Source organism: Paenibacillus sp. sgz302115, from assembly GCF_056120445.1.
Map to the genome: position 1 here is coordinate 65,812 of NZ_JBVYOK010000006.1, position 26,347 is coordinate 92,158.

29 protein-coding genes and 1 riboswitch are annotated in these 26,347 nt (G+C 49.8%); of the genes, 13 read left to right on the forward strand and 16 right to left on the reverse strand.

Going from position 1 to position 26,347, the window contains the following annotated elements:
* Positions 1-145: 145 nt before the first annotated feature.
* The 5 genes from AC0LWN_RS13830 to AC0LWN_RS13850 all read left to right on the forward strand — a co-directional run bounded on the left by AC0LWN_RS13830 (position 146) and on the right by AC0LWN_RS13850 (position 2,464).
* Complete coding sequence (locus tag AC0LWN_RS13830) at positions 146-571, forward strand: hypothetical protein (protein WP_474666187.1); 426 nt, start codon at positions 146-148, stop codon at positions 569-571.
* Positions 572-675: 104 nt separating this feature from the next.
* Complete coding sequence (locus AC0LWN_RS13835) at positions 676-1,068, forward strand: hypothetical protein (RefSeq protein ID WP_474666189.1); 393 nt, start codon at positions 676-678, stop codon at positions 1,066-1,068.
* Entirely contained in the window at positions 1,058-1,390 is a 333-nt protein-coding gene (locus tag AC0LWN_RS13840; protein ID WP_074083714.1) for a hypothetical protein, read from the forward strand. The genes AC0LWN_RS13835 and AC0LWN_RS13840 overlap by 11 nt, the downstream gene beginning before the upstream one ends.
* 1 nt (position 1,391) lies before the next feature.
* Entirely contained in the window at positions 1,392-2,129 is a 738-nt protein-coding gene (locus tag AC0LWN_RS13845) for a peptidoglycan recognition protein family protein (RefSeq protein ID WP_474666191.1), read from the forward strand.
* A 59-nt stretch (positions 2,130-2,188) separates the two neighbouring features.
* Positions 2,189-2,464 (forward strand): hypothetical protein, encoded by a 276-nt coding sequence (locus AC0LWN_RS13850; RefSeq protein WP_474666193.1) that lies wholly within the window; start codon positions 2,189-2,191, stop codon positions 2,462-2,464.
* A 78-nt stretch (positions 2,465-2,542) separates the two neighbouring features.
* Here AC0LWN_RS13850 and AC0LWN_RS13855 read toward each other — a convergent pair whose 3' ends face one another.
* From AC0LWN_RS13855 to AC0LWN_RS13890, 8 genes are all read right to left on the reverse strand, one after another.
* Positions 2,543-3,433 (reverse strand): sigma-70 family RNA polymerase sigma factor, encoded by an 891-nt coding sequence (locus tag AC0LWN_RS13855; protein WP_474666195.1) that lies wholly within the window; start codon positions 3,431-3,433, stop codon positions 2,543-2,545.
* A gap of 68 nt (positions 3,434-3,501) precedes the next feature.
* On the reverse strand, positions 3,502-3,798 hold the full coding sequence (locus AC0LWN_RS13860) for a hypothetical protein (protein ID WP_474666197.1): 297 nt from the start codon (positions 3,796-3,798) through the stop codon (positions 3,502-3,504).
* Between the two features lie 24 nt (positions 3,799-3,822).
* Positions 3,823-4,167, reverse strand: coding sequence for a hypothetical protein (locus AC0LWN_RS13865; RefSeq protein WP_474666199.1), 345 nt, complete (start codon positions 4,165-4,167; stop codon positions 3,823-3,825).
* Positions 4,164-4,379, reverse strand: a complete 216-nt coding sequence (locus AC0LWN_RS13870) for a hypothetical protein (protein ID WP_474666201.1) — start codon at positions 4,377-4,379, stop codon at positions 4,164-4,166. The genes AC0LWN_RS13865 and AC0LWN_RS13870 overlap by 4 nt, the downstream gene beginning before the upstream one ends.
* Positions 4,380-4,468: 89 nt before the next feature.
* Positions 4,469-5,014 carry a sigma-70 family RNA polymerase sigma factor gene (locus AC0LWN_RS13875; protein WP_474666202.1) on the reverse strand — a complete coding sequence of 182 codons (546 nt, stop codon included), beginning with the start codon at positions 5,012-5,014 and terminating at the stop codon, positions 4,469-4,471.
* Between the two features lie 243 nt (positions 5,015-5,257).
* On the reverse strand, positions 5,258-5,455 hold the full coding sequence (locus tag AC0LWN_RS13880) for a hypothetical protein (protein ID WP_474666204.1): 198 nt from the start codon (positions 5,453-5,455) through the stop codon (positions 5,258-5,260).
* Between the two features lie 257 nt (positions 5,456-5,712).
* Positions 5,713-5,976: a hypothetical protein gene (locus AC0LWN_RS13885; RefSeq protein WP_474666206.1), complete on the reverse strand. Its 264-nt coding sequence runs from the start codon at positions 5,974-5,976 to the stop codon at positions 5,713-5,715.
* A gap of 158 nt (positions 5,977-6,134) precedes the next feature.
* Positions 6,135-6,404, reverse strand: a complete 270-nt coding sequence (locus AC0LWN_RS13890; protein ID WP_474666208.1) for a hypothetical protein — start codon at positions 6,402-6,404, stop codon at positions 6,135-6,137.
* A 683-nt stretch (positions 6,405-7,087) separates the two neighbouring features.
* Between AC0LWN_RS13890 and AC0LWN_RS13895 the strand changes: the two genes are divergently transcribed.
* The 4 genes from AC0LWN_RS13895 to AC0LWN_RS13910 all read left to right on the forward strand — a co-directional run bounded on the left by AC0LWN_RS13895 (position 7,088) and on the right by AC0LWN_RS13910 (position 10,402).
* On the forward strand, positions 7,088-7,465 hold the full coding sequence (locus tag AC0LWN_RS13895; protein ID WP_474666210.1) for a hypothetical protein: 378 nt from the start codon (positions 7,088-7,090) through the stop codon (positions 7,463-7,465).
* Positions 7,466-7,660: 195 nt separating this feature from the next.
* A riboswitch (purine riboswitch) is annotated at positions 7,661-7,764 on the forward strand.
* A gap of 106 nt (positions 7,765-7,870) precedes the next feature.
* Positions 7,871-9,304, forward strand: coding sequence for an allantoinase AllB (gene allB / locus AC0LWN_RS13900; RefSeq protein ID WP_474666212.1), 1,434 nt, complete (start codon positions 7,871-7,873; stop codon positions 9,302-9,304).
* A 29-nt stretch (positions 9,305-9,333) separates the two neighbouring features.
* A complete protein-coding gene (locus AC0LWN_RS13905; protein WP_474666214.1) occupies positions 9,334-9,894 on the forward strand; it encodes a cysteine hydrolase family protein in 561 nt (186 codons plus the stop codon).
* 178 nt (positions 9,895-10,072) lie between these two features.
* A complete protein-coding gene (locus tag AC0LWN_RS13910) occupies positions 10,073-10,402 on the forward strand; it encodes a hypothetical protein (protein ID WP_474666215.1) in 330 nt (109 codons plus the stop codon).
* 289 nt (positions 10,403-10,691) lie between these two features.
* Here AC0LWN_RS13910 and AC0LWN_RS13915 read toward each other — a convergent pair whose 3' ends face one another.
* Positions 10,692-11,795 (reverse strand): AraC family transcriptional regulator, encoded by a 1,104-nt coding sequence (locus tag AC0LWN_RS13915; RefSeq protein ID WP_474666217.1) that lies wholly within the window; start codon positions 11,793-11,795, stop codon positions 10,692-10,694.
* 162 nt (positions 11,796-11,957) lie between these two features.
* On the opposite strand from AC0LWN_RS13915, the gene AC0LWN_RS13920 reads away from it, so the two are divergent.
* The 4 genes from AC0LWN_RS13920 to AC0LWN_RS13935 all read left to right on the forward strand — a co-directional run bounded on the left by AC0LWN_RS13920 (position 11,958) and on the right by AC0LWN_RS13935 (position 17,398).
* The gene (locus tag AC0LWN_RS13920; protein WP_474666219.1) at positions 11,958-13,355 is read left to right on the forward strand and encodes an MATE family efflux transporter; all 1,398 of its coding nucleotides are present in this window, start codon (positions 11,958-11,960) and stop codon (positions 13,353-13,355) included.
* 375 nt (positions 13,356-13,730) lie between these two features.
* A complete protein-coding gene (locus AC0LWN_RS13925; protein ID WP_458967307.1) occupies positions 13,731-14,666 on the forward strand; it encodes an ABC transporter permease in 936 nt (311 codons plus the stop codon).
* 14 nt (positions 14,667-14,680) lie between these two features.
* Positions 14,681-15,574: a carbohydrate ABC transporter permease gene (locus tag AC0LWN_RS13930; RefSeq protein WP_474666221.1), complete on the forward strand. Its 894-nt coding sequence runs from the start codon at positions 14,681-14,683 to the stop codon at positions 15,572-15,574.
* 228 nt (positions 15,575-15,802) lie between these two features.
* Positions 15,803-17,398, forward strand: a complete 1,596-nt coding sequence (locus tag AC0LWN_RS13935; RefSeq protein ID WP_474666223.1) for an extracellular solute-binding protein — start codon at positions 15,803-15,805, stop codon at positions 17,396-17,398.
* Positions 17,399-17,777: 379 nt separating this feature from the next.
* Here the strand turns inward: AC0LWN_RS13935 and AC0LWN_RS13940 are convergent, their stop codons facing one another.
* The 7 genes from AC0LWN_RS13940 to AC0LWN_RS13970 all read right to left on the reverse strand — a co-directional run bounded on the left by AC0LWN_RS13940 (position 17,778) and on the right by AC0LWN_RS13970 (position 26,346).
* Complete coding sequence (locus AC0LWN_RS13940) at positions 17,778-19,298, reverse strand: DUF4179 domain-containing protein (RefSeq protein WP_474666225.1); 1,521 nt, start codon at positions 19,296-19,298, stop codon at positions 17,778-17,780.
* A gap of 20 nt (positions 19,299-19,318) precedes the next feature.
* Entirely contained in the window at positions 19,319-19,828 is a 510-nt protein-coding gene (locus tag AC0LWN_RS13945) for a sigma-70 family RNA polymerase sigma factor (RefSeq protein ID WP_474666227.1), read from the reverse strand.
* Positions 19,829-20,026: 198 nt separating this feature from the next.
* A complete protein-coding gene (locus AC0LWN_RS13950) occupies positions 20,027-22,258 on the reverse strand; it encodes an AraC family transcriptional regulator (protein ID WP_474666229.1) in 2,232 nt (743 codons plus the stop codon).
* A 570-nt stretch (positions 22,259-22,828) separates the two neighbouring features.
* Entirely contained in the window at positions 22,829-23,437 is a 609-nt protein-coding gene (locus tag AC0LWN_RS13955; RefSeq protein ID WP_474666231.1) for a DUF1989 domain-containing protein, read from the reverse strand.
* A gap of 24 nt (positions 23,438-23,461) precedes the next feature.
* The gene (locus AC0LWN_RS13960; RefSeq protein ID WP_474666233.1) at positions 23,462-24,145 is read right to left on the reverse strand and encodes a cyclase family protein; all 684 of its coding nucleotides are present in this window, start codon (positions 24,143-24,145) and stop codon (positions 23,462-23,464) included.
* Positions 24,146-24,246: 101 nt separating this feature from the next.
* The gene (locus tag AC0LWN_RS13965) at positions 24,247-26,061 is read right to left on the reverse strand and encodes an adenine deaminase (RefSeq protein ID WP_474666235.1); all 1,815 of its coding nucleotides are present in this window, start codon (positions 26,059-26,061) and stop codon (positions 24,247-24,249) included.
* A 3-nt stretch (positions 26,062-26,064) separates the two neighbouring features.
* A complete protein-coding gene (locus AC0LWN_RS13970) occupies positions 26,065-26,346 on the reverse strand; it encodes a EutN/CcmL family microcompartment protein (RefSeq protein ID WP_458967273.1) in 282 nt (93 codons plus the stop codon).
* Position 26,347: the final 1 nt, after the last annotated feature.

Below are 26,347 nucleotides of genomic sequence, written 5' to 3' on the forward strand. Positions count from 1 at the left end.
TTATCCCGCAATATATCATCATGGATTCACGCCAGCAGGAAGCGAAGGAGCTAAAGGGGATTTCGCTCAGCGGATCGGGGAGTGCAAATACCAAACGGCCCCGGAAGTATCCTCTAGAGTTCCTGCCAAAAAGGAGCTGAGTGCAGTGAACGGAGATTTTTTCTTATTGCAATATCAGAAGACGGCAGGTGGCGGGATGAAGCTGATAGACCTTGATTTCAAGGTAAACGCAGTTGGTCCTGGGAGTACAGTCCGGAAATCCTTCTACTCTGGCAAGGACAAACTGCTGCTCAAGACAGTCAAAGTGATCCCGATAGGTGCATCTTCCAGTTGTGAACTGACAATCACTCGAAGTGCGGCGGCAGTAATCAGTGACATGAAAGAAGTCGTCTATACCAATACAACGGAGTACAGTACCGGTAATACAACTGACGGTATTTATGATCTTGTAGATATTCCGTATGTAGATGGAGACGGAACAAGAAGTATCCATGTTGCACTAAAAAATACCCTGAGCACAGGCGCAGCTATAGATTTTCACATCATCATTGAGGCTTTGGAGTTGAAATAAATGAAGCAGTCCGTTCTTGCTTAGAATGGACTGCTTTATTTATGAGAGCATTCTCTCCATTCGGCCTATCCTAATCATACTAGAAGATCAAAGGAGTGGAGCCGTTGCATAAGCAGCTCAGTAAGTTCATTCACCGGTGTAAGCCTGTGGAGTCGTCTCTGGCCTTCATAGCAGGCTTCTGGGGGCTACTGCTACTTATACCGCTAGACACATTTGGTACCAGTGCTGTCTACGCCAAATTCTTAAACACTCTGCCCGAAAATACATGGGGATGGGTCATGCTGATTCTCTCGGCGGTAACGCTGGCCGGTATGCTCGGGCAGAATTATCACATCAGGAGAGCTGCGCTGCTGGCGTCAACCTTTGTATGGTTCTTTGTCAGCTCGCTGCTGTTTGCAGGGAATCCCGCTTCTACCGGGTGGGGCGCTTACCTGAACTATGCATTATTATCTTCATGGGCTTACGTGAAAGTGGGGGAGCAAAAGCATGGACGTTAATGCGCTAGTAGCTCTGGCGGGCGTGCTTGTTACCGCGCTCGGCAGTGTAGCTGTGACTAAGTTCAATAACCGGAAGGACCTCACGCTCAGCGACCGCCAGCAGCTCTCCCAGGAGCAGAAACAGATTCGGGACGAGCTGAGAGAAGAGATTAAGTCTCTGCGTGATGAGATGAAAATCTGGCGTGACCGCAGCCTGCATCTGGAGGACGAGCTGCGGAACTGGAAAGAGAAATATACAACGCTGGAGCTCGATTATATCAAGGCGACTGCCAGAATTGAAGAGCTGGAGAAACGTCTCAACCAACGCGAAGGAGGTGATTAATTTGTTAGCGATCCAGCAGCAGCTAATACCGGTCAATCCATTCTCGCGTCCAGGGAAGAAGCTTGTGGCCAAGCGGGGTATCGTCATGCATTATACGGCTGATCCTGGTGCTTCTGCACGGGCAATCGGCAACTATTTTATCAGTCTAAAGGATCAGAAGCCTGATTACGGAACGGCCGACCGTTACGCCAGCGCGCACATTCAGATCGACCGTGCAACTATTGTCCAGTCCTTGCCTTTTGACGAGATGGGCTACCACTGCGGCAGCAAGCAGCCTTACCTTGCGGAGGCTCTGGCGAAGCTTGGCTCGTACCCGAACAATTCTACAGTGGGCATCGAGATGTGTATTGAAGCGGATGGATCAATTCATGAGGATACCTTCAACAATGCCGTGGACATGGTAGTTTACCTTATTCAGCATGAAGGCTTCCCTGAAGTGATTTTTACCCATAAAGGGGTTGTCGGCTGGAAGGATTGCCCGCTCCCGTGGGTCAAGAACCCGAGTGAATTTGAACGCTTTAAGCGGATGGTACACAGCCGACTGGAACCACAAGAGGAGGAAGAGGACTTGAACTTGTCAGTGAATCAATGGACGATACTCACTAATCAGCTCAAAGAGCTTTATGATAAAAAGCTTATCACGGATTCTACATGGATCGACAAGGCTGCCGCAAAGAAACTTACGGTTTCTGAGCTGTTGTTCATCAACACCGCAATTCTAAACCGGGGCATCAAGTGAGGGATGTGGCTTCTGCAAGACCCTGATAATTCTTAGATACGGGAGGTGAAAAATAAGGCATGAACATATTCGCTGTAATGGCATTAGTAGCTTTTTTATCCGAAGCATTAACTGAGATTCTGAAACAGGCGTTTCCGATTCGGGATAAGCAAACCTATCTTTTGTCCATTGTTGTCGGTGTGGTCCTGGCTTTTGTCTTCGAGGCGGATCTATTCAACCTTACCGGGCCCGGACATTATGTATCTATCGTTCTATGCGGTATTCTTGCTTCACGAGGCTCCAACTATATCAATGGCTTGTTAAAACAAATAGGGATTATCACAGGCAGATCATAGGAGCTTGCTTCCAAATAAAAAGCAAAAAACCGAGCAGAAATTCTCTCGGTTTTTTTGTTGGGATAATAGCATGCTCAGTTATTTCTTATTTTCTTGTTTCCTGCCCGAAGAGGAACGGTCAATGTAGTTGTTCAATACTTCCAGTGTATCCAGGTCGAGAAGAGTGACACTTAATTTAGAATCCAGCAGCAGCTCCGCTACTTTTTTCATAATTCTCCCGGCACGCATTTGAGAAATATTTTCTATTTCTGCTGTCTGAGTCTGGTTTAAACCGGCGATACGATGCTGAAGAACCCGCAGCTCCAGCTCGGAAAGTTGTTCCTGAATTGAGGCTACTACGTCTTTGACATAGCTGCTGTCGGTGGCCTCTTCTTCAGTATTGTCGCTACTGGTAAGAAAGTCCATATAAGTAGGGTCCGAGTCTATACTGGAGCGATCGGCTACCTTTTCCTGCAAATACTTCACTCTCGATCCAATAACCATAGCTTTTTTGATCTGTTCCTCGGGTTTCTTCAAAATTTTTGCCAGAAGCTCGACAGATTCCTCTTCGGAGCCGTTGCCGGTCAAGCTGTTAATTTGATTCATTAATTCATGGGCGGTTCGGGTAGGGCGTATAATCGGGGCGTTGTCTCGGAGATAGCAGCGGACTTCGCGAACAATAGAGGGTACTGCGTAAGAAGAGAATTTCACCCCTCGTTCTGTGTCAAAAGCCAGGACTGCCTTTATAAATCCCAGACGGCCGAGTTGAATGATATCATCTTTTTCCACGCAATAGTTCTGAACAAGCTTCTCAGGCTTGCCGATGTATTTGTGAACGCTGTGCCAGATTAAGGTCTCATGTAGAATTAAAAGATCACCCAGGAAATCCGAATCTCTTTTGGCAAGGTCAATGTTGGACATATTATTTAAGGAGTAAAAGTTCTTATCTCGTTCCAGGTTATTGCGGATATGTTCGGGGTAGCTGCTCAAGTGGGGACACCTCATATAATATGAATATTTTCGTGGAAGGAGGATTTTGAGGGGGGATTATTCGGAGCTTATCTGCTGTTAGGATTAAATTCATCCAAACGCACTTTGAGCTTGCCGTTGGCAAATAAGTCTTGCTTCGCTGCCTTGATGGTGGCTTCGATCTCGCTATACTCTTCTTCTTTGCGGACTATTAGCGCTGCAAGGGCTCCATTTGCTCTAGTAAGCTCTTCAGAGGCGAAGGTGAATAGACTAAGAGCATCCGCTACTACCTTGCGGGCGTCATCAATTTGGTCCAGATCTGTTTTTACTGCGGGGGCAATTTCTGTTTGTGTTGATGTTACGGAGTGTTTGGAGAATAGCTTCATGGTGGTCACGCCTTTCGAATGGGTTTAGGCTTCTTCAACGACTTGATTAGCCAGGTGCTCTGCGAGGATATTGTCGAATTCTTCTTTGGTGATGATTTGAATTTCCAGCTCTTCTCTGGAGAGTACCCAGCCTGCGCCGTCTGTCATAAGCAGATTGATATACACAAGGGGCTTATTCAGAAATTCTCCGGTCACATAGTCAAAAGAAATGACAGCTTTCTCGTAACCTGCGATCTGACCTGCAAACCAGGCATTTACGGATTCTCCGTCCGGTCCCGTGTGGGTATTCTGAGGCACAGAAATATATTTGCCGGCAAGAGAGATAACCTCTTCTTCAGTGATGGTGTGGGTGTAGATTTGTCTGCTCATACAAGTTCATTCCTTTCATTTGGATTGTGCTCATTTTGCAGCTCACGCAATCTGCGTGTGATGGAGCCGGCAGGAGTCGCTTGAATCATATCCCGCGGATGCTTCAATTCGTCGAACATTACCCAGTAAGCATGCAGGAGCTCATTCTCTCTTTCGATCAGGGAAGGCATGAGCGATACAAGCAGCTTGACGTTTTCCTTAATAGTTCTCATAACAGCCTCCTATATAAAAATAAAAAATCCCTTCCAATCACTATATACGTGAGGAAGGGATGTTAATTTAGGGAGAGTATTAAAGAAATTCAAATGACCACAGCACACTTTGTCGTGATATTGCTCCATATTTGAGACATTCGTCCGCGGCTGATGTTGAATACCTGTGCAATTTCTTTGAATTCATATCCCGACACCCGCAGCCGGAATATTTCTTTTTCGCGTTCTGTCAGTCCCAGATGGTCCATAATATCCATCATCAACTCAGCATTTTCATAGCCCAAATCCTCTGACCCTGCTTCGTAGGTAACCTGTGTATCATCGACACCATCGAAAATAGCCAAGGGAATAGCATTAACCACCTGTAAGTTGGATCTTGCTCCAGCTTTTTTCAGACAATCCCGGATGGCGCTTGTTATGATACGGTCCAGGTAAGTCGACACTTTAGCCTTGCTGCTGTCATATTTAGGAAGATACCGGTATACCTTGATCAACGCTTCCTGCACTACATCCTCACCATCGGTGCCAGCTAGGCGCATTCCGTGTACCCGCTTCTCCACTTTTTCCTTGCTTTTCTGAAAAAAGACGTCCATTTCCCCCAGTGCGTAAAGCTCGTCCAGTGTTTCAGTCCCCATGTTAGTTCTGCTTCCTCCCGAGTTGATTGCTTGTATATTCACTATCAACAACTATTGAAAATTAGGTATAACGTATCAAAAAATCTGTTCGTATACCTATTATATTATACGAACATGAGTTCGTATATAAACCTATAGTCATGCTTTTTTAACCTTGATTAGATAAATATACCACTTGCAAAATGTCGATAGCTGTCGTATATTGCTGTACTTTTACATAAATGAGCATAAGACCAAAACAGTTTATTGTAGTGGGGGGAGACGAAGAATGCTGAATCCAACCACGTCCTCGATTTGTGTGTGGCTGAGCTGATCAATGCTAATTTTATTCATAGCTTCCTCAATAGCATTCTCCATAAGGCTGGCGGCACTGGAAAATTCGAAAACTATAATCTCTGTTCCGTCGATGGTATAGGTTACCCGGTACGTTTGAAGGCTCATATTCCACCTCCAAGGGAGATAAATTTCGGTTGTGGGATCACTATGCAATTCCTCCTAATCAGCGGATTTTCAGTGTAACGCTTCCTGATGTTTTATACGCGAGGTACTGGACGGAATTTAGGGGGGATTCAATATTTTGCAAAGGGGAACTTGGGGTGATTGAGATCGGCAAAAGTAGTGCCGAAGAAGTATGACGGAAGAACGAAGCCAAGCTGAAGCATAAGGGGAAAGAGGAAAAAGCAGAGGGGGAATGCAGTTTAGCTTAGAACAATGTTGTTCTCCTCATCAATTAATTCGTCCATCTCAGCCTGAGTAACATGAATAGCTGCAAATTCCCTGCAGACAATCTGGATAGCCTCGAAAAATGTATAATTCTGTACAAGGTCCTCGGCATTTAACCCGGCCATCTGCAGCGCGTCCATTACCTCGTCAAGATCTGAATCACTTGTCAAAGTTTGTGCGGCTTCGATCATCTCTTGAATCGTGGCCATAAGTAAAAGGGCTCGTCTTGCTGGTTTCATTCTTTCTCCTCCTTAGATTTCCGCAATACGATGTCACGACTGCGGGTTCTCCCCGAATCATGCGGGTATTGTGGTTTGGATTCTTTTAAGCATCTCAGTATAACTGCATTATGAATTATTTGGCAAGTATTGCGGCAGGACAAATCAAAAGGCCACGATTACGTGGCCCTGACTTCACTTATGATCGAATTAACTAAATCCTCATCCATAACCTTTTGCGCTTCAATTAAAACTGCTAAAATTTTCACCTTGTCGTCATAGATCGTATGCAAAATTTTATGAATATGCTCCGGACTTAATCTGCCTGCTTTTGCCATGGAAATTAAAGTGACGACAATAACGTCGCCCTCAGCTTCACCGGAATGGACTCTGCGCTGTAGTTCATTAGCGATGGCTGTTACTTGGGCGTTACTCATCAAATTGTCCATTGTTAACAGATCCCCTCGCTATTTGTAACTTTTTGAAGTATTTCAGACAGACTCATCTGAGGGGGATTATTAACAATGACATGGGTAATCTTTGAGGCGGGAATTATAACTTCCCTCACCATTATCCACCTCCGACGAAATAATACTCAGTTCAGTATGCATTGCTACAATTACCAGCTTAACAGATTATTAGGTTCTAGCTCATAATCAATTTTACTAAAATTATAGTCCGGGAAGAGAGGAGGTTCTGAGCACTCCTTCCAACATATTATCATACATCTTCTTTTAATTTTACCCCTGTGTTGCTGGTTAAATATTGTAATGCCCATAGTATATTTATAGAAGAAGACGGGGAGGAGCGGGGAGAGAGGTGAATTGCTAAGAGAGCTTATACTTCAAAAATGGAGAACAGTGATGCAGGATGCGCCAAAAAATATTAGTATATTGGGCTTGTCGTGGGAGGTTGAGCGGACAGGTCTTTTTTTATGACCATATATGACAACAGACAGCTCCCCGTCGTAATTTATTCAAATGGAGGAGCGGAGAAATGAACATCGAGTATAGGACAAAATGGAATCGAATTCGAAAAATTGTATGATAATTTCCTGTATTACGAATGTGTGTTCGCATGTTATAGTGGAATTACCAATTTATTATGACTAGAGCAATTGGAGGTGCACATCTTGCCTTATGATTATATTCCAGTATGCAGCGTATGCGGAGCTGTGGATGAATACGTGGCCAAAACGTCCAAAAAGGACGAAAAAGGAAACCAATTCATTCAGACACTTTGCTCTGTTTGCGGTCATCCTATCTCAATAGTTGAAGCTCAGTACCGTTCGGAGAGACAGCTTCGATATAACCCGGTACAGGAGCGGACAGAAGAGTTCTTTCGTGGACTATCCGGCGATGATTTGGTTAGAGAAGCTCAGTTGTTGGAGCGCTTATATTTAGAATGGGCGAAGCTAGAAGAAACACAAGGAGATGTTGATGGAAGTCTCATTCTAGCAAGAGACCACTGTCTTCACGAACTTCGGCGGCGGCTTTCGAACCATAAATAATACAGTCAGAAGTGCCAGGGTAATCGGGTCGTGTTATTTTACATAACATTAAATTTGACCATTCCTTGACAAACAGCCTTGGTGTATTGACGAAAGAGACCGCGATGTTATGATATAGGTAATTAAAGCAAAGTGCTTAAGAATTAGTGTTATGTAATATAACATTAAAATACTCTGGAGTGCTTGCTGATAAGATGGACTAACAAGATAGACTCTTGTATAAGCTCAATAATTTGGTTTGAGCGTTTCGACCAGGCGACCGTAAATTGCCCCAGGCTACAAGAGGTATAGGATAGGAGAGTGCTGTTCGCTGTGCAGATCTGGCGGATAGACGAAACTTTTCTGTCGTGTACCTTTTGTGACCCGGGGTTTTTTGTTGTGCGCTGAAATCGGGAGAAAAAAATAATGAAGAAGAGGTGTGTATTTATGGGCTATGAACTGATCATCAAGAACGCGAACATTCCGCAAGGCGACAGACAGGTACTGACGGATATTTTGGTCGATAAGGGCGTTATCGTTGGATTTGCAAAGGATATTGAAGCGGAGGCCGATCAGATTATTGATGCCCAAGGCAAGCTGGTGCTGCCGGGAATCATTGACTCGCATACACACTTTAATGATCCGGGCTTTACCCACCGGGAGGATTTCGTTACCGGTACCAGCAGCGCCGCAGCCGGCGGGGTAACGATGATTGTTGACATGCCGTGCTGCAGCGTCCCTTCCGTGCGCTCGGTGGAGAACCTGCACAATAAGCTGAATGCGCTGGAAGGCAAAGGGATTGTCGATTATGCCATGTGGGGCGGGATTACCGGCGAGGATGTGCGTAATGATGTGCTGAACATCGTGAAGGAGCAGGCCGCTGAGGGGGTTGTTGCTTTTAAAGTCTACATGACGCCATCCGTGCCTTCTTATCCGCGTGTGACGGACCCGGAAATGCTTGAAGCGTTCTATGCTGTAGCGGAGACGGGCATGCCGATCGGAATCCACGCCGAGAATTATGCGATCTGCGATTACTATACCCAGAAGCTGAAAAAGGAAGGACGTATGGATTATCCGGCTTGGGCGGAGGCGCGGAAGATTTTGGCGGAGAAGGCGGCCATTCAGCTCGGCATCAGCTTCTCGGAGGAAACGGGGGCGCGTCTGCATATTGTTCATATGAGCACGGCGGCAGGCAATCAACTGATCAAGGAAGCGAAGCTTAAGGGTGTAAAAGTAACTGCGGAATCCTGTCCGCATTATCTGACGCTGAACGCGGTGGATGCGATGACGGAGTTTGGCACCTTTGCGAAGATTGCGCCGCCGCTGCGCCATGCGGAAGATAATGAAGCGCTCTGGCAGGGCCTCGCGGATGGAACGATTGACTTCATGGCGACGGACCATGCTCCATATGAGATTGCGACGGAAAAGGATGCCCCCGGCATGGATGTCTGGACCTCGTTCCCGGGCATTCCGGGTGTGGAAACGCTCGTTCCGATCATGATCAGTGAAGGCTACAACAAGGGCCGGCTCAGCCTGTCCCGGCTGGTAGAGCTGCTGTGCACGAATCCTGCGATTCATTACGGCCTGTATCCGAAAAAAGGCGCGCTGGAAATTGGCACGGATGCCGACTTTACGATTGTGGATCTGGAGAAGGAATGGACGATCGACAAGGATAAAATGCACTGCAAGCCAAAATACACGCCGTTCCACGGCATGAAGCTGAAGGGCAAAGTAGATAAAACCATTGTCAGAGGCACGCTGGTCTACGACGATGAACTGGGTGTGGTCGGCAAACCGGGGTATGGTGAATTTGTGAAACGTCAGACGATCAGCGAGCTTCCGCGCGTGCTGAAATACTAAGAATTCAGAATAAAGGGGAAGTGAATCCAATGGGCAAACATGCTGTTGTCATTATTGATATGTTAAATGATTTTATTCACCCGGATGGGGCGCTGACCTGTCCGAACGGTGCAGGGATTGTTCCGGCGCTGCAGGAGCTGATTGAATTCAGCCATGAGAACGACATGCAGGTGATCTTCGTGCAGGAGGCGCACCGCAAGAACGATGCCGACTTCAGAGTGCGTCCTATCCATGCGATCAAAGGAAGCTGGGGCTCGGATTTCATCGCGGAGCTGACGCCGCAAGAAGATAAGGGCGACTATATTGTGCAAAAAAGACGCCACAGCGCCTTCAGCTACACTGACATGGATCTGTTCCTCCGTGAAGAAGGAATTGATACCGTCGTTGTCACCGGTGTATGGACGAATGTCTGTGTACGCTCGACAGCATCCGATGCGATGTACCACACCTACAAGGTGATGTGCATCAGCGACTGCTGCGCGTCGAAGGATGAAGAGATGCATATCTCGGGACTGCGAGATATTGGAATCTTTGGCCAAGTGGTGACCCTTGAGGAGTACAAGGAGAGAAACACTGTCGTGAAAGGCTGATGGAAGGAGGAGAACCGGGGCGGTAAAGCTGAGTGGTGAAAGTAATGTGGGAAGCTTGGGGAGTTGACACTGGAAGAGTTGAGCGTTTATTCCAAAAGGCTTCTTGCACCGCCGGATCAGTGGCGGAGCAGGGGCGAGGAACGGGTAGAAATGCCGTTGATGGAGTGATGTCGGTGGTTTGTTTGGAAACAACGGCAAAAATGCTGTTGTTGGAGTAAGATTGTCGGGATTGTTCAGGAACAACGGCAGAAATGCCGTTGTTGAAGCGAGATTGGTGAGTTTACTCAGGAACAACGGCAGAAATGCCGTTGTTGGAGCGAGGTTGGCGGGTTTGCTCAGGAACAACGGCAGAAATGCCGTTGTTGAAGCAAGATTGGCGGGTTTGCTCGGAAACAACGGCAGAAATGCCGTTGTTGAAGCACCGCCAATAACATCAAAGTGTGAAAGGTCAGTAATGTTCACCCAGGTTGCAATCTTGCGCTACGCGTTTTGCGAGTGGAATCGTTAACGGTTCCTGAGTACAGGACCTTGGGAAGCTGTTGAGCAAGGATGGCGGACATGGAGTGCATTTCAGATCTTTGGAGGACCGGCTGCTGCTGACCATTCACACGTCAAATGAGCATCGGAATGAACATCCGTACGAACGAAACGTTCAGTGATTCTGGTGGCGTGGGAATTGTACGGGAAACTGGAGGTTTACTCTTAAAGGGAGAGCAGTAGCAGACAGACATTTATCGGAATAGCGAGCACAGGCCATTACCCGGAAGAGCGGGTAATGGCCTATTTGTGCGCGGACGTCAAGAGAAACGCTGGCGGTACTGGCGCGGGGAAATGCCTTCCAGCTTCAAGAAGCTGGAGCTGAAGTAGGGAGCCTGGTTGAAGCCGACCTCTTCGGCAATCCGCGCAATCGGGAAGCTGGTCTGCATCAGCAGCAGCTTGCTCTGCTCGATGCGGTAGCGGAGCAAATATTCCATCGGCGAGCAGCCGTATTCCCTGTTCATGCAGCGGGCGATGTAGACCGGATGGAAGTTAAGGCTGTCGCCCAGCCTGGCGGTGGTGATCTCCTCGCGGTAATGGGCGCGCAGGAAGGAGGCGGCTTGTTCAGCGCAGGCGGTGGACTGGGAGCCGGAACGGTTCTGGTCCATAGAAGCTGCAAGCTGCTGCAGAATTTCCTGGAAGAGGATCTGCTGCTTGAAGCGAACGGCTGTCAGGTGGGCGTTGCTTTTTAATTGCTCCAGTTGCAAGAGCAGATCATCTACTCTGGCGGGCTGGAGCAGGGTGATGAATTGGGACAAACGCAGGCTGAAAGGGCCGATGCCGAAATAGGCAGCGGGAAGCGGCTCGGCAGATACACCGGAATCTCCGGATTTGCTGAGCGCGCTGGAGACATCAGTGTTGCCGGGGACGTTCAGCGTGGTAGATACACTAGATCCGCCAGGCCTAGCATCCGCTAAGGGTACACTGGATGGACCGGATTCCCCGCGTTTAGCAGATTCGCCCAGTCTGTCCGATTGACTGAAATCGGCGGCTGAATCAAGCCCGTCTTTGCCGGATTCACCAGCCAGCGCAACTTTGGATGATTCAATGGAGGCCTCCAAAGCCGCGCTGTCCACACTCCAACTGCCGGAGGTTTGAAAATGCAGCCAGTAATAGGCGGTGTCTTCATGACAGCCCTCGGTTCCATAATGGTGGCAGTCCGGGCGCAGGATTAGCGCCTCTCCGGCCCGTACTGCAAAGCGGCGGTCTTCCTCGCCGATGTAGAGGCAGCCCTGGCGAACAATCAGCAGATCGAATACCTGAAGGTGCTGGCGGTTCAAATGAAGATAACCAGGCTGGCATTGGTTAAGCCCGCTGATAATATAATGCGGCAAAGGCGGGATGGAAAATTCCAGGATATCCATGGAGCTTCCTCCTGAGTGAAGGTTGGGATATTGAAAGTTTAGGTTTCGGATGTGGTACATTTTTCAGAGTATATCACCTATAATTTATTTCTGACAATAGGATTTGCAAGGAAGCTTGCGCTCAAATACTACAGAGATGAACAGATGGGAAGGGTTGGTTTTGTGAAGCCGATAGCTGGAAAAGCCGGATTGTGGATGCTGGCCTGGCCGATTTTTATCGAGATTTTTCTGCAGACCCTCCTGGGAACGGCAGATACGGTCATGGTCAGCCGGATATCCGACGACGCGGTTGCGGTTGTCGGGATTTCCAATCAATTGTTCGGTGCGTTAATTACGCTCTTCACTACCCTGGCCGGCGGTGCGGGGATTTTGATTGCCCAGCGTCTTGGCTCCGGGCGGACAGAGGAAGCACGCACAATAGCCATTATGGGGGTAACGTCCAGCAGCCTTTTGGGCTTTGTAGTCAGTATTCTGATGTTTCTGTACTCCGATCCCATTGCACGAATGCTGAATATCTCCTCTGAGCTGCTGCCGCTTGCCCATGTCTACCTGACTTATGTGGGCGGAAGCCTGTTCATGACGGGCCTGACCGTTTCGCTGGGCTCAGCGATTCGCAATACCGGGAATACACGGGGACCGATGTATACTGGAGTGGCGGTGAATGTCATTCATATCGCTCTTAATTATATCCTGATCTTCGGTGTGTTCGGACTGCCGGAGCTGGGTTTGGGCGGGATTGCGGTGTCCAATATGATCAGCAGACTGCTGGGTGTGGGGATTTTGCTGTATATGTTCACCCAGTCTTTTGAACATACAGTAAGATTACGGGATTTCCGGATCTTCAAGCGGAAGCTATTCGGGGAAATAGTCCGCATCAGTTGGCCGCTCGGCCTCAATTCCTCCTCATGGGTTGTGTCACAGCTAGTGGTTTATTCTTTTCTGGCGATGCTGGGTGCCAAAGAACTGGCTGCCCGCACGTATCTGAATACGCTGGAGTCCTTCTGCTTCACCCTGGGTTATGCTGTGGCTATGGCCGGGCAGATTCAGCTTGCCCATCTTTTTGGCGCCGGAAAGACCAAGGAGGTCTACAGTGGCGCTTACCGCACACTCTATATCGGGCTTGCCATTGTGGGTGCGAATGTGCTGCTGCTGTTCCTGTTCGGCAGAATGCTGCTGGGCTTTTTCACAAAGGATGAGGCGATTATCTCGATTGGCGTGTCCCTGCTTGCCCTGAACCTGCTGCTGCAGCCCTGCAAAATGCTAAACATGGCTATGGGCAATTCCCTCAATGCCATCGGCGACACCCGCTATACGATGTATGTCTCCATTTTCTCTATGTCGCTCATCGGGGTGGGGTGCTCCTACTGGCTAGGCATCGGGGCAGGCTGGGGGCTTATCGGTATTTACTGCTGTATGATTGCCGATGAAGCAACCAGAGGGCTGCTGGTGCTGCTGCGCTGGCGGAAGCGGAAGGTGCTGCGCAAAGTGGAAGAGCAGGTGGAGGCGGAGCAGCCTGTGCAACGTGAGCCGTTTGGCGGAACTCTTTTCATGGAATCCTAGAAAAAAATATAGCTGTATGCCCGTGTGCGAGGCCCCGGAGCTGTCCTGAAACAGGAGAGTTTACGGGGTTTTTTGCCGTCCGATATTAGATAACTGCACAAAGGTTCGAATTGTGCACTAGCCAATTAACCACATAATACAGGAATACCCTCAAGCTGCACTGTTCACCGCCGGAGGGGGTCATCTATACTCAAAACATACATTGGACGGGGCGCTATACACAGCCAGAGTGTCCAAGCGGAGGCGGAAAGCGGGTGCCGCCGCAACTTATATATAGATAGGAGAGTGAAGGCTTTGAGACACCGCAAACGCAACGCCGGAACGCCGCTCGCCATAGAGCTTCCCATTAAGGGAGCGGGGCAGTTGCCGTCACAGATGGAGGTAGGGAAAAAGAAAAAGAAGGGCTTCCTGCATGAGCTGGTGCACAACCGGGTTCTTTTCCTGATGCTGCTGCCGACATTACTGTTCTTTCTGGTAAATTCATATTTCCCGATGGTCGGTGTGTATTATGCGTTTACCCAATTTGATTTCAACTCTGGATTGTTTGATTCTCCTTTTGTGGGATTTAAAAACTTCGAGTTTCTCTGGCAGTCCGGCACATTGTTGAAGCTTACCTTGAATACGATCGGCTACAACCTGGCTTTCATTCTGCTGGGGAATATACTGGCTATCGTCTGTGCGATTCTGCTCAGTGAGCTGCGGGTTAAATGGTTCAAAAAGCTGACCCAATCCATCATGTTCCTGCCGTATTTCGTATCCTTCGTTATTCTGAGCGTTATCGTGTACAACATGTTCAATTATGATAACGGTTTCTTGAATACCTTGCTGGCACAGTTTGGGGCTGGCCCAGTGGATGTCTACAACAAACCGGTGATCTGGATCTTTCTGATCATCATATTCTATCTCTGGAAAAACCTCGGCTACAGCATGGTCATCTATCTGGCGTCCATTACGGGAATCAGCGACGAGTATTATGAAGCGGCGAAGATTGACGGAGCGCATATTTTCCAGCGGATCTGGTATATCACGGTGCCGATGCTGAAATCGACCTTTGTCGTGCTGCTGCTGTTCTCGCTCGGAAGTATCATGAAGGGGCAGTTTGACCTCTTTTACCAGCTTATCGGCAACAACGGCGTGCTCTACAACACAACGGATATTCTGGACACGTACGTGTTCCGTTCGCTCAAGGTTACCTTTGACATCGGAATGGCGACGGCGGCCGGCCTGTATCAATCCCTGTTCGGCTTCATTCTGATCATGACGGTCAATTATATTATCCGCAAAATAAATGACGACTACGCTTTGTTCTAGGAGGGGAAAAAAGTATGCATATCAAGGACGATAACTATACAAAGCTGCTGCAGGCGCTTGCGTACACGGTTATCATTATAGGCTCGCTGGCCTGTCTGATTCCGTTCCTGCTGATTATATCGGCCTCCTTGTCTTCCAATGAATCAATCATTAAGGAAGGCTACCATCTGATACCGGCGGAATTCTCGTTTGAAGGGTACAAAACAGTGTTTACGTTCCCGGATGAGGTGCTGCGCGCTTATGGAGTTACTATTTTTACAACGGTGGTAGGCACAGCGCTGGGATTGTTCTTTATGACAATGGCTGGGTATGTGCTGGCCCGTAAAGATTTCAAGTACCGCAATGGCTTCTCGTTCTACATCTACTTCACGACGCTGTTCGGCGGGGGGCTGGTGCCTTGGTACATTATGATCACCAAATACCTGCATCTGACGGATTCGTATGGAGCCTTGATTTTTCCGGGGCTAATGACCCCGTTCCTGATTATTCTGATGAAGAATTTCATCCGCTCGGCCGTTCCTGAGGAGCTGTTCGAATCCGCCAAGATCGACGGGGCCGGTGATTTCAAAATCTATTGGAGAATTGTGCTCCAGTTGTCGATGCCCGGCATCGCTACCGTCGGCCTGTTTCTCGCCTTGGCTTACTGGAATGACTGGTTCTCGTCTTCACTGTTCATCAATGATCCGCATAAGTACCAGCTGCAGTTCCATTTGTACAATGTCATCAACTCGGCGGCTTTCATTGCCAACATGGGCGCCGGTACCGGTGTCAGCCTGGGCAGCGATTTGCCTACAGAGTCAACGAAGATGGCGATGGCTATCGTCGTTACCGGACCGATCCTGTTTTTGTACCCGTTCATTCAGCGTTATTTCGTAAAAGGTCTGACGATCGGGGCTGTAAAAGGTTAGAACCAAATGGCAGAAAGCACCATTATCGGTGCATCTGTTATTCGGCTAACATAGAGTAGTGGATTTTGTAAGCGTATGCTACAAAAACTTAAGTATATGCTTACGAAGCGAGTTTTGCGAAGTGAATCAAGGAAGTGTATGCTACAAAACTTAAGTATATGCTTCCGAAGTAAGTTTTGCGAAGTGAATCAGGAAGGGTATGCTACAAAACTTTTAGGAGGGTTCATAATGAGAAAGAAAGCAGGCAGAAAATCTCTGGTTGTGCTTACGGCGGGAATGCTGTCCCTTTCGCTTCTGGCGGGATGCGGCGGCAACAACAATGGCAACAGCGCTAACGCTGGCAAGGACAGCAGCGGCAATACTGCCAAGAACTCAAGCAGCAACACCGCAACCAAAGCGGATACCGGACTTGATACCTCGAAGAAGGTTGAACTGCAGTTCTACATGCTTGGAGACGCTCCCAAGGATCTGCCGGTGATTCAAGACGAAATTAACAAGATGGCTCAAGAAGATCTGAATGCCACCGTGAAGTTCAACTATACGAGCTGGACGGATTGGGATCAGAAATACAAGCTGCTGCTGTCCTCCGGCCAAGCGATTGATCTGATTTTTACAGCAGATTGGACTCAATATCAATCCTATGCTAAACGCGGCGCATTCCTGGCTATTGATGATCTGCTGCCAAAAGCCGCTCCGGAGCTGCAAAAATTCGTTCCTGCATCCATGTGGGAAGATGTGAAGGTAGACGGTAAAATCTATACGGTTCCTGCAACTTATAAAGAGTACGTAACCAACGGTTTTGTATACCGCGAGGATCTGCGCAAGAAATATAATCTTCCAGCACCAACGGATCTGGCCAGCTATGAGGCCTACATGGACGGCATTGCCAAGAACGAGCCGGACTTGATGCCTATGTCCCTGAACAGTGATGTCGGCAACAACCTTCATTACATTTATACTGAGCTGAACAAAATGGTCGGCGCGCTGCCTTACGGTATGGGCGTGAAATATGAAACACCAACTACAGTGTATTCCTACTGGGGCTCCGATGAGCAAAAAGAAGAGCTGAAGACGATGAAACGCTGGGCAGACAAAGGATTTATTCCTAAGAACGTGCTGAATATCAAGGATACGATGCAAGATCCGATTACTTCGGGTAAAGCGGCCAGCATGTTCGGGGATAACCCGACACGCTATAACGACATGAAGATGAAGATCGCCACTACGCATCCGGATTGGGAACTGGCTTACTATCCATTCGGTAAAACTACTGGTTATGCTACACCTGTGCATCCGATTCACAATGGTTTTGCGATTCCGAAGAGCAGCAAAAACCCTGAAAGAGCACTTGCGTTCTACCAGAAGCTGGTTCTCGACAAACGGTATAACCAATTGACGGAATACGGTGTTGAAGGCAAGAACTACACTGTGGAAGACGGCTACTACAAAATGGTCGGCACCAGCCAATCCAATGGCTTCACCCGTGAAGGCATGAACGGCTGGGCTTGGAGAAATCCGGAGTTCATGCTGTTCGACAAAGGATTTGACGGGGTAAAAGCGATTTTCAACGAGCTTGACAAGATTCAGAAGCCTGACCTGTTCCTGGGCTTTGCAGAGGATTACAGTTCGTACCAGGCAGAGAAAGCGGCGCTTGAGCAGGTAGAGAAGCAGTACCTGTATCCGCTGGAAGCCGGGCTGGTAGATGATGTGGATAAAGGGCTCGAAACCTTTATGCAGAAGGCCAAACAGGCCGGTCTGGAAAAGATTCAGGCAGAATGGACGAAGCAGTGGAACGCTTATACTACGCAAAAAGGTATTAAATAATAGAGGAATGCCCCGGCAGCGGTGTCGGGGCTTCTTTTTGCTTGAATGATAAAAGATGTAAAAGATCATAAAAGATCATAAAAGATCACTGTTAGGTGCTGCGCGTAACTCCGGGGAATGTTTGGACTTCCGGCCGCTGTTATGTTTGGATTTCTCTGATTGGAACCGCTGATCGCGGTAGAAATCCAAACATAAAGGCGGACGCTACGCTCCTCCAGTTCCAAACTTCCCCTCCGTTACTTTTCACCTAACGCATCAAGCAAGAGAGAAAAGCCCCTTTGTCACTTTCGGGACAAAGGGGGGGAGAGGCAAGGGAGAGCGTGTCTCCAAGTATCTGGAGACACGCCCACACGCTTTTTGCGATATCTGCGACATAATCTTATTTCTTTGAGAATAGCTCGATACTTTGCGCCGTCAAAATTGGATTCCAAATGTATTCAACCGATACGGTAAGCGGCTGTGGATAATCTGCAGCTTGATTGTTAAAAAACAAACTCATCTCATGCACTCCCGTACCCTCTCTGGAGGTCGAGGTGCCGCCAAAATTGTATAGCGCAGTTTCCCGATTCGTTCTTTCATGCACCCGGCCGTTCGCATCGGTGAAATTGTTGTCGAGCCAAGTGCCGATGTACTCCGCCTGAACCGCCCCTTGCGAATCGGTATAATAAAACAGGTGGGACTCTGTGCGCCGCAGCAGAATCTCTGCCTCTGTTGCATTATGCTCTTGCTTGGATGTGACAATTTCAAAATCGTCTGTCGGCGCTTCAATGATCTGCTGCTTCTTGAGATCGACCACAAATTTCATCCGGTCCGGCTCCAGAGCCGAGATACCGGCAATCTTCAGTGTGGCGGAGTCCGGCTGTTTAAGCCCGGTATGTTTGAACACCAGCGTTGCCTGTGAGTGGTCTTTGTACACCTCGGAATTATCGGCTGTGATTCTGCCCGGATAAACCAATTTATCGGTTTGACTCCCGGTTGTTGTGATCAGAACGGGATTAAGCAGGCTGAAAATCCGTTTGGTGTTCGCCTTGTCATACTCCAGATCGACATAGGTATTAAGCGGAGTATATTGCACTTGGCGCACTTTGATCTTTTGACCGTCCACTGTAAACGTGCGATCCACAGGCAGCGTATGCTCCTGGTCCTTGAACCTGGCCGGATCAAGCTCGAACGATACCTCCAGGCCGGTCCGATACTTGTTGCTGCTGGAAACGAGCGCCTGGTCGGACGTTCCGGTGAGAATCAGAGTGAATTTCACATCCTTGGAATAGGCGATAGAAGACGGATAGTTGGTGGAATAAATAAATTCCTTGCTTTGGCCAGGCTGAATCTGGGAGTCGCTATCGTACGCCATTTCCAGGGCTGCGCCTCGATGCGGATATGGAACCTCGAAATCCCCGAATTGAATTTTCGTATCCGCGGGTGCAACTTCTTTATCCGTATCGTTGTGTACGCTGAACAGGATATACACTTTACGGCCATCCGTGACGGCGCCGTCCACATCCATGCGGTAACCTTTGTTTGTCGCGCTTTGACGGACCGGCTTGACCAGATCCCGTTCAAGTATGTCGGCAACCAGCCGATTGTGTAATGGCTGGTTGCGGTAGGCCGCAAAATCATCCCAGCTTTTGGTGCTGGCCGCCTGCACTGAACCGCTGAGGCCGGAATCGTCTGTATCTCCGGCCGGCAGGCCGATGGAGGAGAAGATTAGAAAAACGGCTGCCGCCGCGGCCAGTACCGCTCCCGCTCCGTAAGAATAGAAACGCCGCTTGCTGCGTTTTTTTCCCTGCGCCATTCCGCTGCGCATCGCATTATAAATTTTCATTTCCCGAATCGTCTCCGCATTTAGATTGACCTCCTGGGCATCCTGAAGCAGGATGCGCTCTTCTTTTTCCGACATTTCTGTCACCTCCCGCATGTTCACAAATAGTTCCGCAACTGCCTCAGTCCTTCGCGCAGCCAGGTTTTGATCGTGCCCTCGGGCTTGTTCAGCACCTTGGCAATTTCGGCGGTCGTCATATCCTGGTAATATTTGAGCATCACAACATGCCGGTATTTCGGCTTCAACCGGTTCATCGCCCGCTCCAGATCGAGCCGGTCACTGCTTCTCATCTCCTGAGTTTCTTTCTCCTCCAGCTTCTCCGCCGGCACGACGCGCTTTTTGCGCCGCAGCTCATCCATGCAGCAGTTGATGGTAATCCGGATTAGCCAGGGCGCGAAGGCTTGCTCGTTTTTAAGCTTTTTGCGCTTCATCCAGGCCCGGCACGACGCTTCCTGCACCGCTTCCAGGGCATCCGCTTCGGAACGCAGATAGCTGAACGCGATCGCATACAGTTTACGGTGCTCGCCCGCAAGCCGCTGAAAGAATACCTCCTCATCCATCAGTGCAAAATCCGCTGTATTGGCCTTGTTCATTATGTTCTCCACCATTCAACACCCCCCTCTTCCTTGTTTGTGCCTCACTATGGAAGAAGTCGCCCCAAAAATTTGTTTTCGCAAGTAAGACGGAGCTGACCGGAAAAACGATTGATTTTTTTCTAAATTAAAACACATACAAGAATAGGCCAACCAGTAGTTTCTGGCTGACCTAATAAAAAAGACACCCCTAAAGGTGTCTTAAGACCAATACTATGCATGTTTGGAACGCCGATAGTCGTTAGGGGTGGTGCCGAAGCTGCGCTTGAACATCCGGTGCAGGTAAGAGCTGCTGGTGAAGCCGCAGCGTTCGGCAATGGTCGTCACGGGCAGATCGGTGTTCTCCAGCAGGCTGCATACCTCGCGCATTCGTACCTCCAGAATGACGTCTACGATACTCGTCAGCGTCTGCTGCTTGTAAAGACGGCTGATATAAATCGGGGACATATCCAGTTCATCCGCGATTTGATTGAGGCTTAGGCTGGGCTCCATGTAAGCCCCGTTGATCTTTTGATTAATCAGGCGGACCAGATCATGCTGCTTGGAGCTTTTTTTCTCGGCCAACTGTTCGTACATTCCGCTGAACAGGGCGAAAAAGGCTATCTCCAGCTCATCAACAGTTTCTACAGAATCCAAAGTGGGCAGTTCAACGTCCCCCTCACTTTGTAAACGATTACGTTTCTGGACAGTATTGATGATTTCCTTGATCGTTACACTGAGCCTCGATACGGCGAGCTGAACCGTTGGGAACGGATAGGCTGCTGTCTCGCGGATAATGCTGCTGAAATGCTCCCGGGCATCTTCTATTTTACCGCTCATGAGGGTATCCACGAGCTTTTTCTCTTTTTCGGTAGGGTAGTGATAGGCATTGGCCTGAAACTCACTGATGGATTGAGCGTTGATTATGCAGCCGTGCCCATAGAACAGCCTGTGATTAGATGCTTCTCTAACCTGCTTGTATAGCTGATGCAGCTGCTGGGGATTGTGGTCAATATGGCTGTAGGTCAAAGTAAGGCTGATCTTCAAGTAGTCGGAGCAGGCCTGCTGAATCTGCCGGAGCAGGGTTTCGATCAGCACTGTGTCCGTATATTCCTTGGAATCAACGATGTTCAGGAGCACAAGGATGCCATCATCATTCATATCCACGGTCTCCACCCGGTAGGTCTGGCCGCAAATTTCGGAAGCAATGTTCATAATCGCAAACTTATAAGCCAGCAAATAGGAGGAACGTGCCTCCCTGAACTCTTTGTAATCGTCAATCCGCAGCAGGATCAGGCGATAATCATCGCTAAAGGTAAAATGGATGCCGAGCTGCTGCAGCTTCTCCACCTGCTGAATGGATTGCAGAGGCTTCAGGCCGAGGACCAGATCCCGTAGCGTATTTTGTTTGATCGTAAACATGCTATCGCGTTTTTCGCTCTCCAGAACATTCATCTCACTGACAATCCGGTCAATCGGCAGATAGAGGCTCCGTGACATAAGCCAGGAGAAGCCGATGCCTGCAACAAATATAACCGCTGCAATCAGCAGGGTGGCGTTACGGATGTTATTGGTCTGCTCGGTAATAATGTCATAAGGTGTAATGCGCACATACTGCCAGCTTAAATCATCCGGCGCCGTATAGGAGATCAGCGAACTCTTTCCGCCGAATTTGTCGATAAAATAACCGGCCTGCTGCCCCTTGATCCGCTGCTGAACCCAGTCCGCTTCCTGCGGAGACAATGGCTGCTGCTCCAGCGTGTTGCCGGACAGAAAAGCCCCTTGGTCGCCAAGAATAAAGGTTGCGCTTCTGGAATCTGCCGGACTGGTAATCTCCTTGTTGATCCAAGGAGCGGAAATATTGACGATAACAGCAGAGTTAATCGCCCGGTCCCAGCCGATGGCATCATAGCATAAAAAGGTGTAGGCCCGGACCTGATCGTTCTGCTCAGCACCGTTCGAATATACCCGGGGAATGGGTGTAAACGGCTTGTATTCCCGGTAGTGGTTCAGAATATCCAGAATATTGGTGTCCACGAGCTCTTTTTCGGTAAATACGCCGTTCTGGCCTTCGGAAGAGGAGATGTACAGCCGCCCGCTTGTAGGATTGTAGACATAAATGGATTCGATATAAGGCATGGAACTCAGATAGTTCCGCAGCTCCGACATGGCGGCCGTGACATCATAAATATCCGGTTTGTCGTAGAAAACAATTTTGGAGACGGTGCTGTTGCGGTAAATTTGAAATGAAAGCGATTGCGCCGCTTCGGTCATGTTAACAACCTCTTTGCTCGTCTGGGTCAGGTTGCTGAGGTCGGAGCGGAAGGCTTGTGTTTTCTCCACGCCAATGTAGTACTTGTAGTAAATAATGGTAGATACGAGGAAGGTTAAGGATACACATAACGTCATACTGACCAATATTTTGCTGTAAAGTGCTCTTTTGTTGCCGATCTTGTTCAGTCTCATAAGCATCCCCCTAATTCACTGTGTACTGACGTATTCGTCATCTCATCTCTTTATTGTTCACAGTAATAGTATAATCTTCACACCGTGAACAGAACAGTGGATCAAGCTGGAAACAGTGTACAAAGATGATGTTCGGGGCAGTGAACAAATCTAATTTTTATGTACAAAAGCTACAATGTGCGCGAAAGTAATGGCTGCGGGGCGAAGCTGGAGGGCGGTGTGTACAGCCTGCTGTGGCAAGCTGGATCATTTGAATAATTGATTTCTCGCCGGCTGAGAGAACAATGAGCGACCTCGGCATGCATAACTCTGAACTCACTTTGAAATGCCTGATAAAAATAAAGGGAAAAAGCCCCGCTACTTTGTATGAAAGCACCATTATCCACGGGTCAAGGGGAATTTCTCCCTGTAAAATCGCCCAATCTACCACGGAAAGGGCTACCGGCCAAATATAGGGGGAGGTTTTCCCTCAATTTTCTCAAAACACCTGCTCCTGCCTAGAATAGAGGGAGATTTTCCCGCTATGAAGGTCCCGGCATAGGAAGTGAAGCAGATGACTGCGCGGCTTGGCTAGCCTTCGGCAATCTGCATTTGGAGCGGGGTGACCTTGAAGCCATTGACGGGGGCTAAATCCTGCGAGCAGGAGGAGAGGGCGACGATCACATCGGTAAGCGCCAGCAGAGCCACATAATCTCCGGGCTTCGAGAGCGGCTCCTCAATTACATAGTCGAGATTGTCGTCCAGCGCATTGTTCATGAACCAGTTGATGGGATCGGGGATTTCCAGGTGGCCGAGCTGGTATTTGTGCAGCGCCTTCTGCAGATTGTCATGGCAATTCGGGTGCTCCTCCAGTCCGAAATCAACCATGTAGCGGTAATAGTCGCAGGCCGGGAAAAAGAAATCATGCTTGCCCACGGTATCCTTCGTTAGCTGCATGAGCGGTCTCCGGCGGTTACTGTACAGCCCGTCGCCGACCTTCAGCCGGATGCTGCTGAGCGAGGAACGCATATGCACCGGCGAGACATGCTCGCCCGGGTCCTCCGCATTGAAGCAGATAAAATCGCCGACCTGCTTGCCTTCCACATCAATGATATAGAGCGTCTGGCCCTTGCGTACCAAGAGGCTTCTGCCCTCATAAGGAGGGACAGTAATTTCCTCAACAATATTGCCGCTTCTCATGTTATCTTCACCTGCCTAAAGTGTTTAGTCAACGAACACCGCGACGGCCCGGACAGGGGAGCCGGTGCCTTTACGGATTTTGAGCGGGAGTCCAAAGTACAGGAAGCGCTTTTGAGCGATTTTATCCAGATTACACAGATTTTCTGTATTGGTCATTCGATACTCACGGCAGACCAGATGACCGGAAAACCGTGTATCCAGCGGATTGTCGATGGAAGGGGCATCAATGCCGATGTTGACAATGCCCTGTTCCGCGAGCCACTTGGCCGCCTCGTAGTCCAGTCCTGTGTAGCGGGTCAGCCATTCATCCGTTCCGTAAGAGCGGCTATAGTGTCCGGTGTAGAGCAGCACAATGTCGCCTTTGTCGAGATGAAGATACCCTCTGCGCAGTGCTTCCTCCAAGTCCTGGCGGGTAATATAGCTGTCCGGCGAAATATGAGAGACGTCAAGGCAGACGGCCGGGCCATAAAAATACTCCAGCGGCATCTCGTCGATGGTCGGGCCTTGCGGATCATATTCGTAGATGGCGTCGCTATGGGTGGGTCCATGCTCATTAATGATCAGATTGTTCGTGGCGAACTCGAAGCCCAGCTTCTGGCGGCTCTCCTCATGGCTCATGTTGGGAAAGATCATCGTTTTTTGATGGGGCGGGAATACCGGCATTCCCTGGTAAATTTCCTGAGAGAGGTCAATGACTTGAATTCCCATGAAAGACACCTCCTTATGTGTGATAGTCAAAAGCGTCCCACTGCTCCGGCAGGCGCTGCCGGTAGCGGGGATTGGCTGATCAAAGCCGTACGTGCAGGCTCTTAGGCCAGCGGCGGCAGCACGGTGAAGGCATCGGCGTCGATCAGGCCGACGTCGGTGATTTTCCACGCCGGGCTGGTGACGAGCGAGAGGAAGGACAGGTGCATGAACGGCACATGCAGCGTGCAGCCCAGCTCCTCGCGGGCCAGCCGGTGCAGCTCGGCAATTCTGGCGCTCATTTCCTTGCCGCTCAGCTCGTCGGTCATCAGCCCGCCGATGCGCAGGGGCAGATCGCCGACCACCTTGCCGCCTTCGATCATGGCAATCCCGCCGTCCATCGCGATGACGCGGTTGACTGCCGTCACCATATCGGCGTAATTGGTGCCGGTGACGATGATATTATGGGTATCATGCGCTACGCTTTCGGCAATGGCCCCGGCCTTCAGCTTCATGCCGCGCACAAAGGTCTTGCCGATCTTGCCGCTGCGGCCATGCCGCTCGACAACGAGCAAGGGCAGCAGATCCTCTTCGACAGAGGGCTGCACAACCCCGTCCTTGACAGCGGCAGTGTAGATGCCGGCCCCGGTCAGGTTCTGATCGGGAATCACCTCGATGGCGCGGACCCGCACGCTGCCGTGTGCGCCGCCGGAGGACACCTGCAGCTCTTCCAGCTTGACGGGCTTGCGTTTGACGGATTTTTTGACGGAGTCGGGATACTTGTAGGAGGGAATCTCACGGGTAAGCTCGCCATTCTGGGCGACCCTGACTCCGCTGATGTACACCTCTGCAATTGTCATTTGCGCCAGATCGCTGATAACGGCAATGTCGGCTTTGGCCCCTGGAGCCAGCAGACCGATATCCTCGAAGCCAAAATGGGTGGCCGGATTGATCGTCACCATTTGGATTGCCTCAACCGGGTCAATGCCCACGGCAATCGTCCGGCGCACAATATCGTTCATGTGCCCGTGCTTCAGCAGATCCTCGGGCACCATGTCGTCGGAGACCAGGATAGCCCGCCGGGAATCCATGCCCTCCTCGGTAATCGCCCGGATGCATTCAGCCATATTCCGCTGCGAGGAGCCTTCGCGCATGAAGACACTGACGCCGTAGCGCAGCTTCTCCATCATTTCTTCCTTGGTCGTCGTCTCATGGCAGGAGACATGGCCGCCGCCGCAGATGATGTGGGCGGCAAGCTCCGGGCCGGACAGGCCGGGGGCGTTGCCCTCAATGCTTTTGCCGATGGACTTGGCGTAAGAGACGGAAGCGAGCAGATCATCAATGAGATAAGGCGCATTGCGGTACACGGGATGAACATTGCTGAATCCCTGCAGCTCGCCGATTCCCTGCACATAATCATCGCTTAGCAGCACCTGCATATCCTTGGAGCCGATGTCGTCGCCGGCGGTCTCCAGGCCAGGCACATCTGGCGTGAGACAGGGGACGGTGAACAGGACGCGGTTCGGCAAGGTTTTGGCTTCTTCAATCATTGCCTTCATGCCGGGGACACCCAGCACATTGCCGATTTCATGCGGATCAGCGATCAATGTTGTTGTGCCTGTAGGAATGGACAGCTTGGAGAATTCCGTAACGGTCAGCATCGCGCTCTCAAAATGCATATGCGAATCAATGAAGCCCGGACTGATAAACTTCCCGCTCATATCCCGGGTGACGGTGGCAGGACCGATCAGCTTATCAGCTTTGCCTACGAGCAGAATCCGGTCGCCTTTGACCGCTACATCACCGGGATAGATCTCCCGGGTGATCACGTTGATAATGTAGCCGCCTTTCAGCACAAGGTCGGCGTGAAGGTGATCGGACAGCAGGACATCAATCATCCGCCGCCGCTGGATCGCATCTTTAATCTCTGTAGTCAGCATATGCTACAAACCTCCTGCTCCGGGACAATCCACACTGTCCACAATACCCACAATTGCGGCGTCGATGGGGGCATTCGGATGCTGTGTCGCTCTTGACGCCACGCTGCCTATAACGTAAATGACCGTCTCCCCGATGCCCGCGCCAACCGTATCGACGGCAATAACCGGCTGCCCGGCGGGGGTGCCGGCCGGAAGAATCGGCTGTATAATCAGCAGCTTGGCGCCGACGAGATTCTCATCCTTTCTCGTCGCGACGACGTGCCCGGTAATGAGTCCCAGCTTCATG

What these genes read in the sequence shown, in the direction of transcription:
- AC0LWN_RS13840 (WP_074083714.1), top strand. Translation starts at nt 1,058, where the DNA reads ATGGACGTTAATGCGCTAGTAGCTCTGGCGGGCGTGCTTGTTACCGCG.
- AC0LWN_RS13850 (WP_474666193.1), top strand. Translation starts at nt 2,189, where the DNA reads ATGAACATATTCGCTGTAATGGCATTAGTAGCTTTTTTATCCGAAGCA.
- AC0LWN_RS13860 (WP_474666197.1), bottom strand. Translation starts at nt 3,798, where the DNA reads ATGAAGCTATTCTCCAAACACTCCGTAACATCAACACAAACAGAAATT.
- AC0LWN_RS13865 (WP_474666199.1), bottom strand. Translation starts at nt 4,167, where the DNA reads ATGAGCAGACAAATCTACACCCACACCATCACTGAAGAAGAGGTTATC.
- AC0LWN_RS13870 (WP_474666201.1), bottom strand. Translation starts at nt 4,379, where the DNA reads ATGAGAACTATTAAGGAAAACGTCAAGCTGCTTGTATCGCTCATGCCT.
- AC0LWN_RS13875 (WP_474666202.1), bottom strand. Translation starts at nt 5,014, where the DNA reads ATGGGGACTGAAACACTGGACGAGCTTTACGCACTGGGGGAAATGGAC.
- AC0LWN_RS13880 (WP_474666204.1), bottom strand. Translation starts at nt 5,455, where the DNA reads ATGAGCCTTCAAACGTACCGGGTAACCTATACCATCGACGGAACAGAG.
- AC0LWN_RS13885 (WP_474666206.1), bottom strand. Translation starts at nt 5,976, where the DNA reads ATGAAACCAGCAAGACGAGCCCTTTTACTTATGGCCACGATTCAAGAG.
- AC0LWN_RS13890 (WP_474666208.1), bottom strand. Translation starts at nt 6,404, where the DNA reads ATGGACAATTTGATGAGTAACGCCCAAGTAACAGCCATCGCTAATGAA.
- allB (WP_474666212.1), top strand. Translation starts at nt 7,871, where the DNA reads ATGAAGAAGAGGTGTGTATTTATGGGCTATGAACTGATCATCAAGAAC.
- AC0LWN_RS13905 (WP_474666214.1), top strand. Translation starts at nt 9,334, where the DNA reads ATGGGCAAACATGCTGTTGTCATTATTGATATGTTAAATGATTTTATT.
- AC0LWN_RS13915 (WP_474666217.1), bottom strand. Translation starts at nt 11,795, where the DNA reads ATGGATATCCTGGAATTTTCCATCCCGCCTTTGCCGCATTATATTATC.
- AC0LWN_RS13925 (WP_458967307.1), top strand. Translation starts at nt 13,731, where the DNA reads ATGGAGGTAGGGAAAAAGAAAAAGAAGGGCTTCCTGCATGAGCTGGTG.
- AC0LWN_RS13930 (WP_474666221.1), top strand. Translation starts at nt 14,681, where the DNA reads ATGCATATCAAGGACGATAACTATACAAAGCTGCTGCAGGCGCTTGCG.
- AC0LWN_RS13935 (WP_474666223.1), top strand. Translation starts at nt 15,803, where the DNA reads ATGAGAAAGAAAGCAGGCAGAAAATCTCTGGTTGTGCTTACGGCGGGA.
- AC0LWN_RS13940 (WP_474666225.1), bottom strand. Translation starts at nt 19,298, where the DNA reads ATGTCGGAAAAAGAAGAGCGCATCCTGCTTCAGGATGCCCAGGAGGTC.
- AC0LWN_RS13945 (WP_474666227.1), bottom strand. Translation starts at nt 19,828, where the DNA reads ATGGTGGAGAACATAATGAACAAGGCCAATACAGCGGATTTTGCACTG.
- AC0LWN_RS13950 (WP_474666229.1), bottom strand. Translation starts at nt 22,258, where the DNA reads ATGAGACTGAACAAGATCGGCAACAAAAGAGCACTTTACAGCAAAATA.
- AC0LWN_RS13955 (WP_474666231.1), bottom strand. Translation starts at nt 23,437, where the DNA reads ATGAGAAGCGGCAATATTGTTGAGGAAATTACTGTCCCTCCTTATGAG.
- AC0LWN_RS13960 (WP_474666233.1), bottom strand. Translation starts at nt 24,145, where the DNA reads ATGGGAATTCAAGTCATTGACCTCTCTCAGGAAATTTACCAGGGAATG.
- AC0LWN_RS13965 (WP_474666235.1), bottom strand. Translation starts at nt 26,061, where the DNA reads ATGCTGACTACAGAGATTAAAGATGCGATCCAGCGGCGGCGGATGATT.
- AC0LWN_RS13970 (WP_458967273.1), bottom strand. Translation starts at nt 26,346, where the DNA reads ATGAAGCTGGGACTCATTACCGGGCACGTCGTCGCGACGAGAAAGGAT.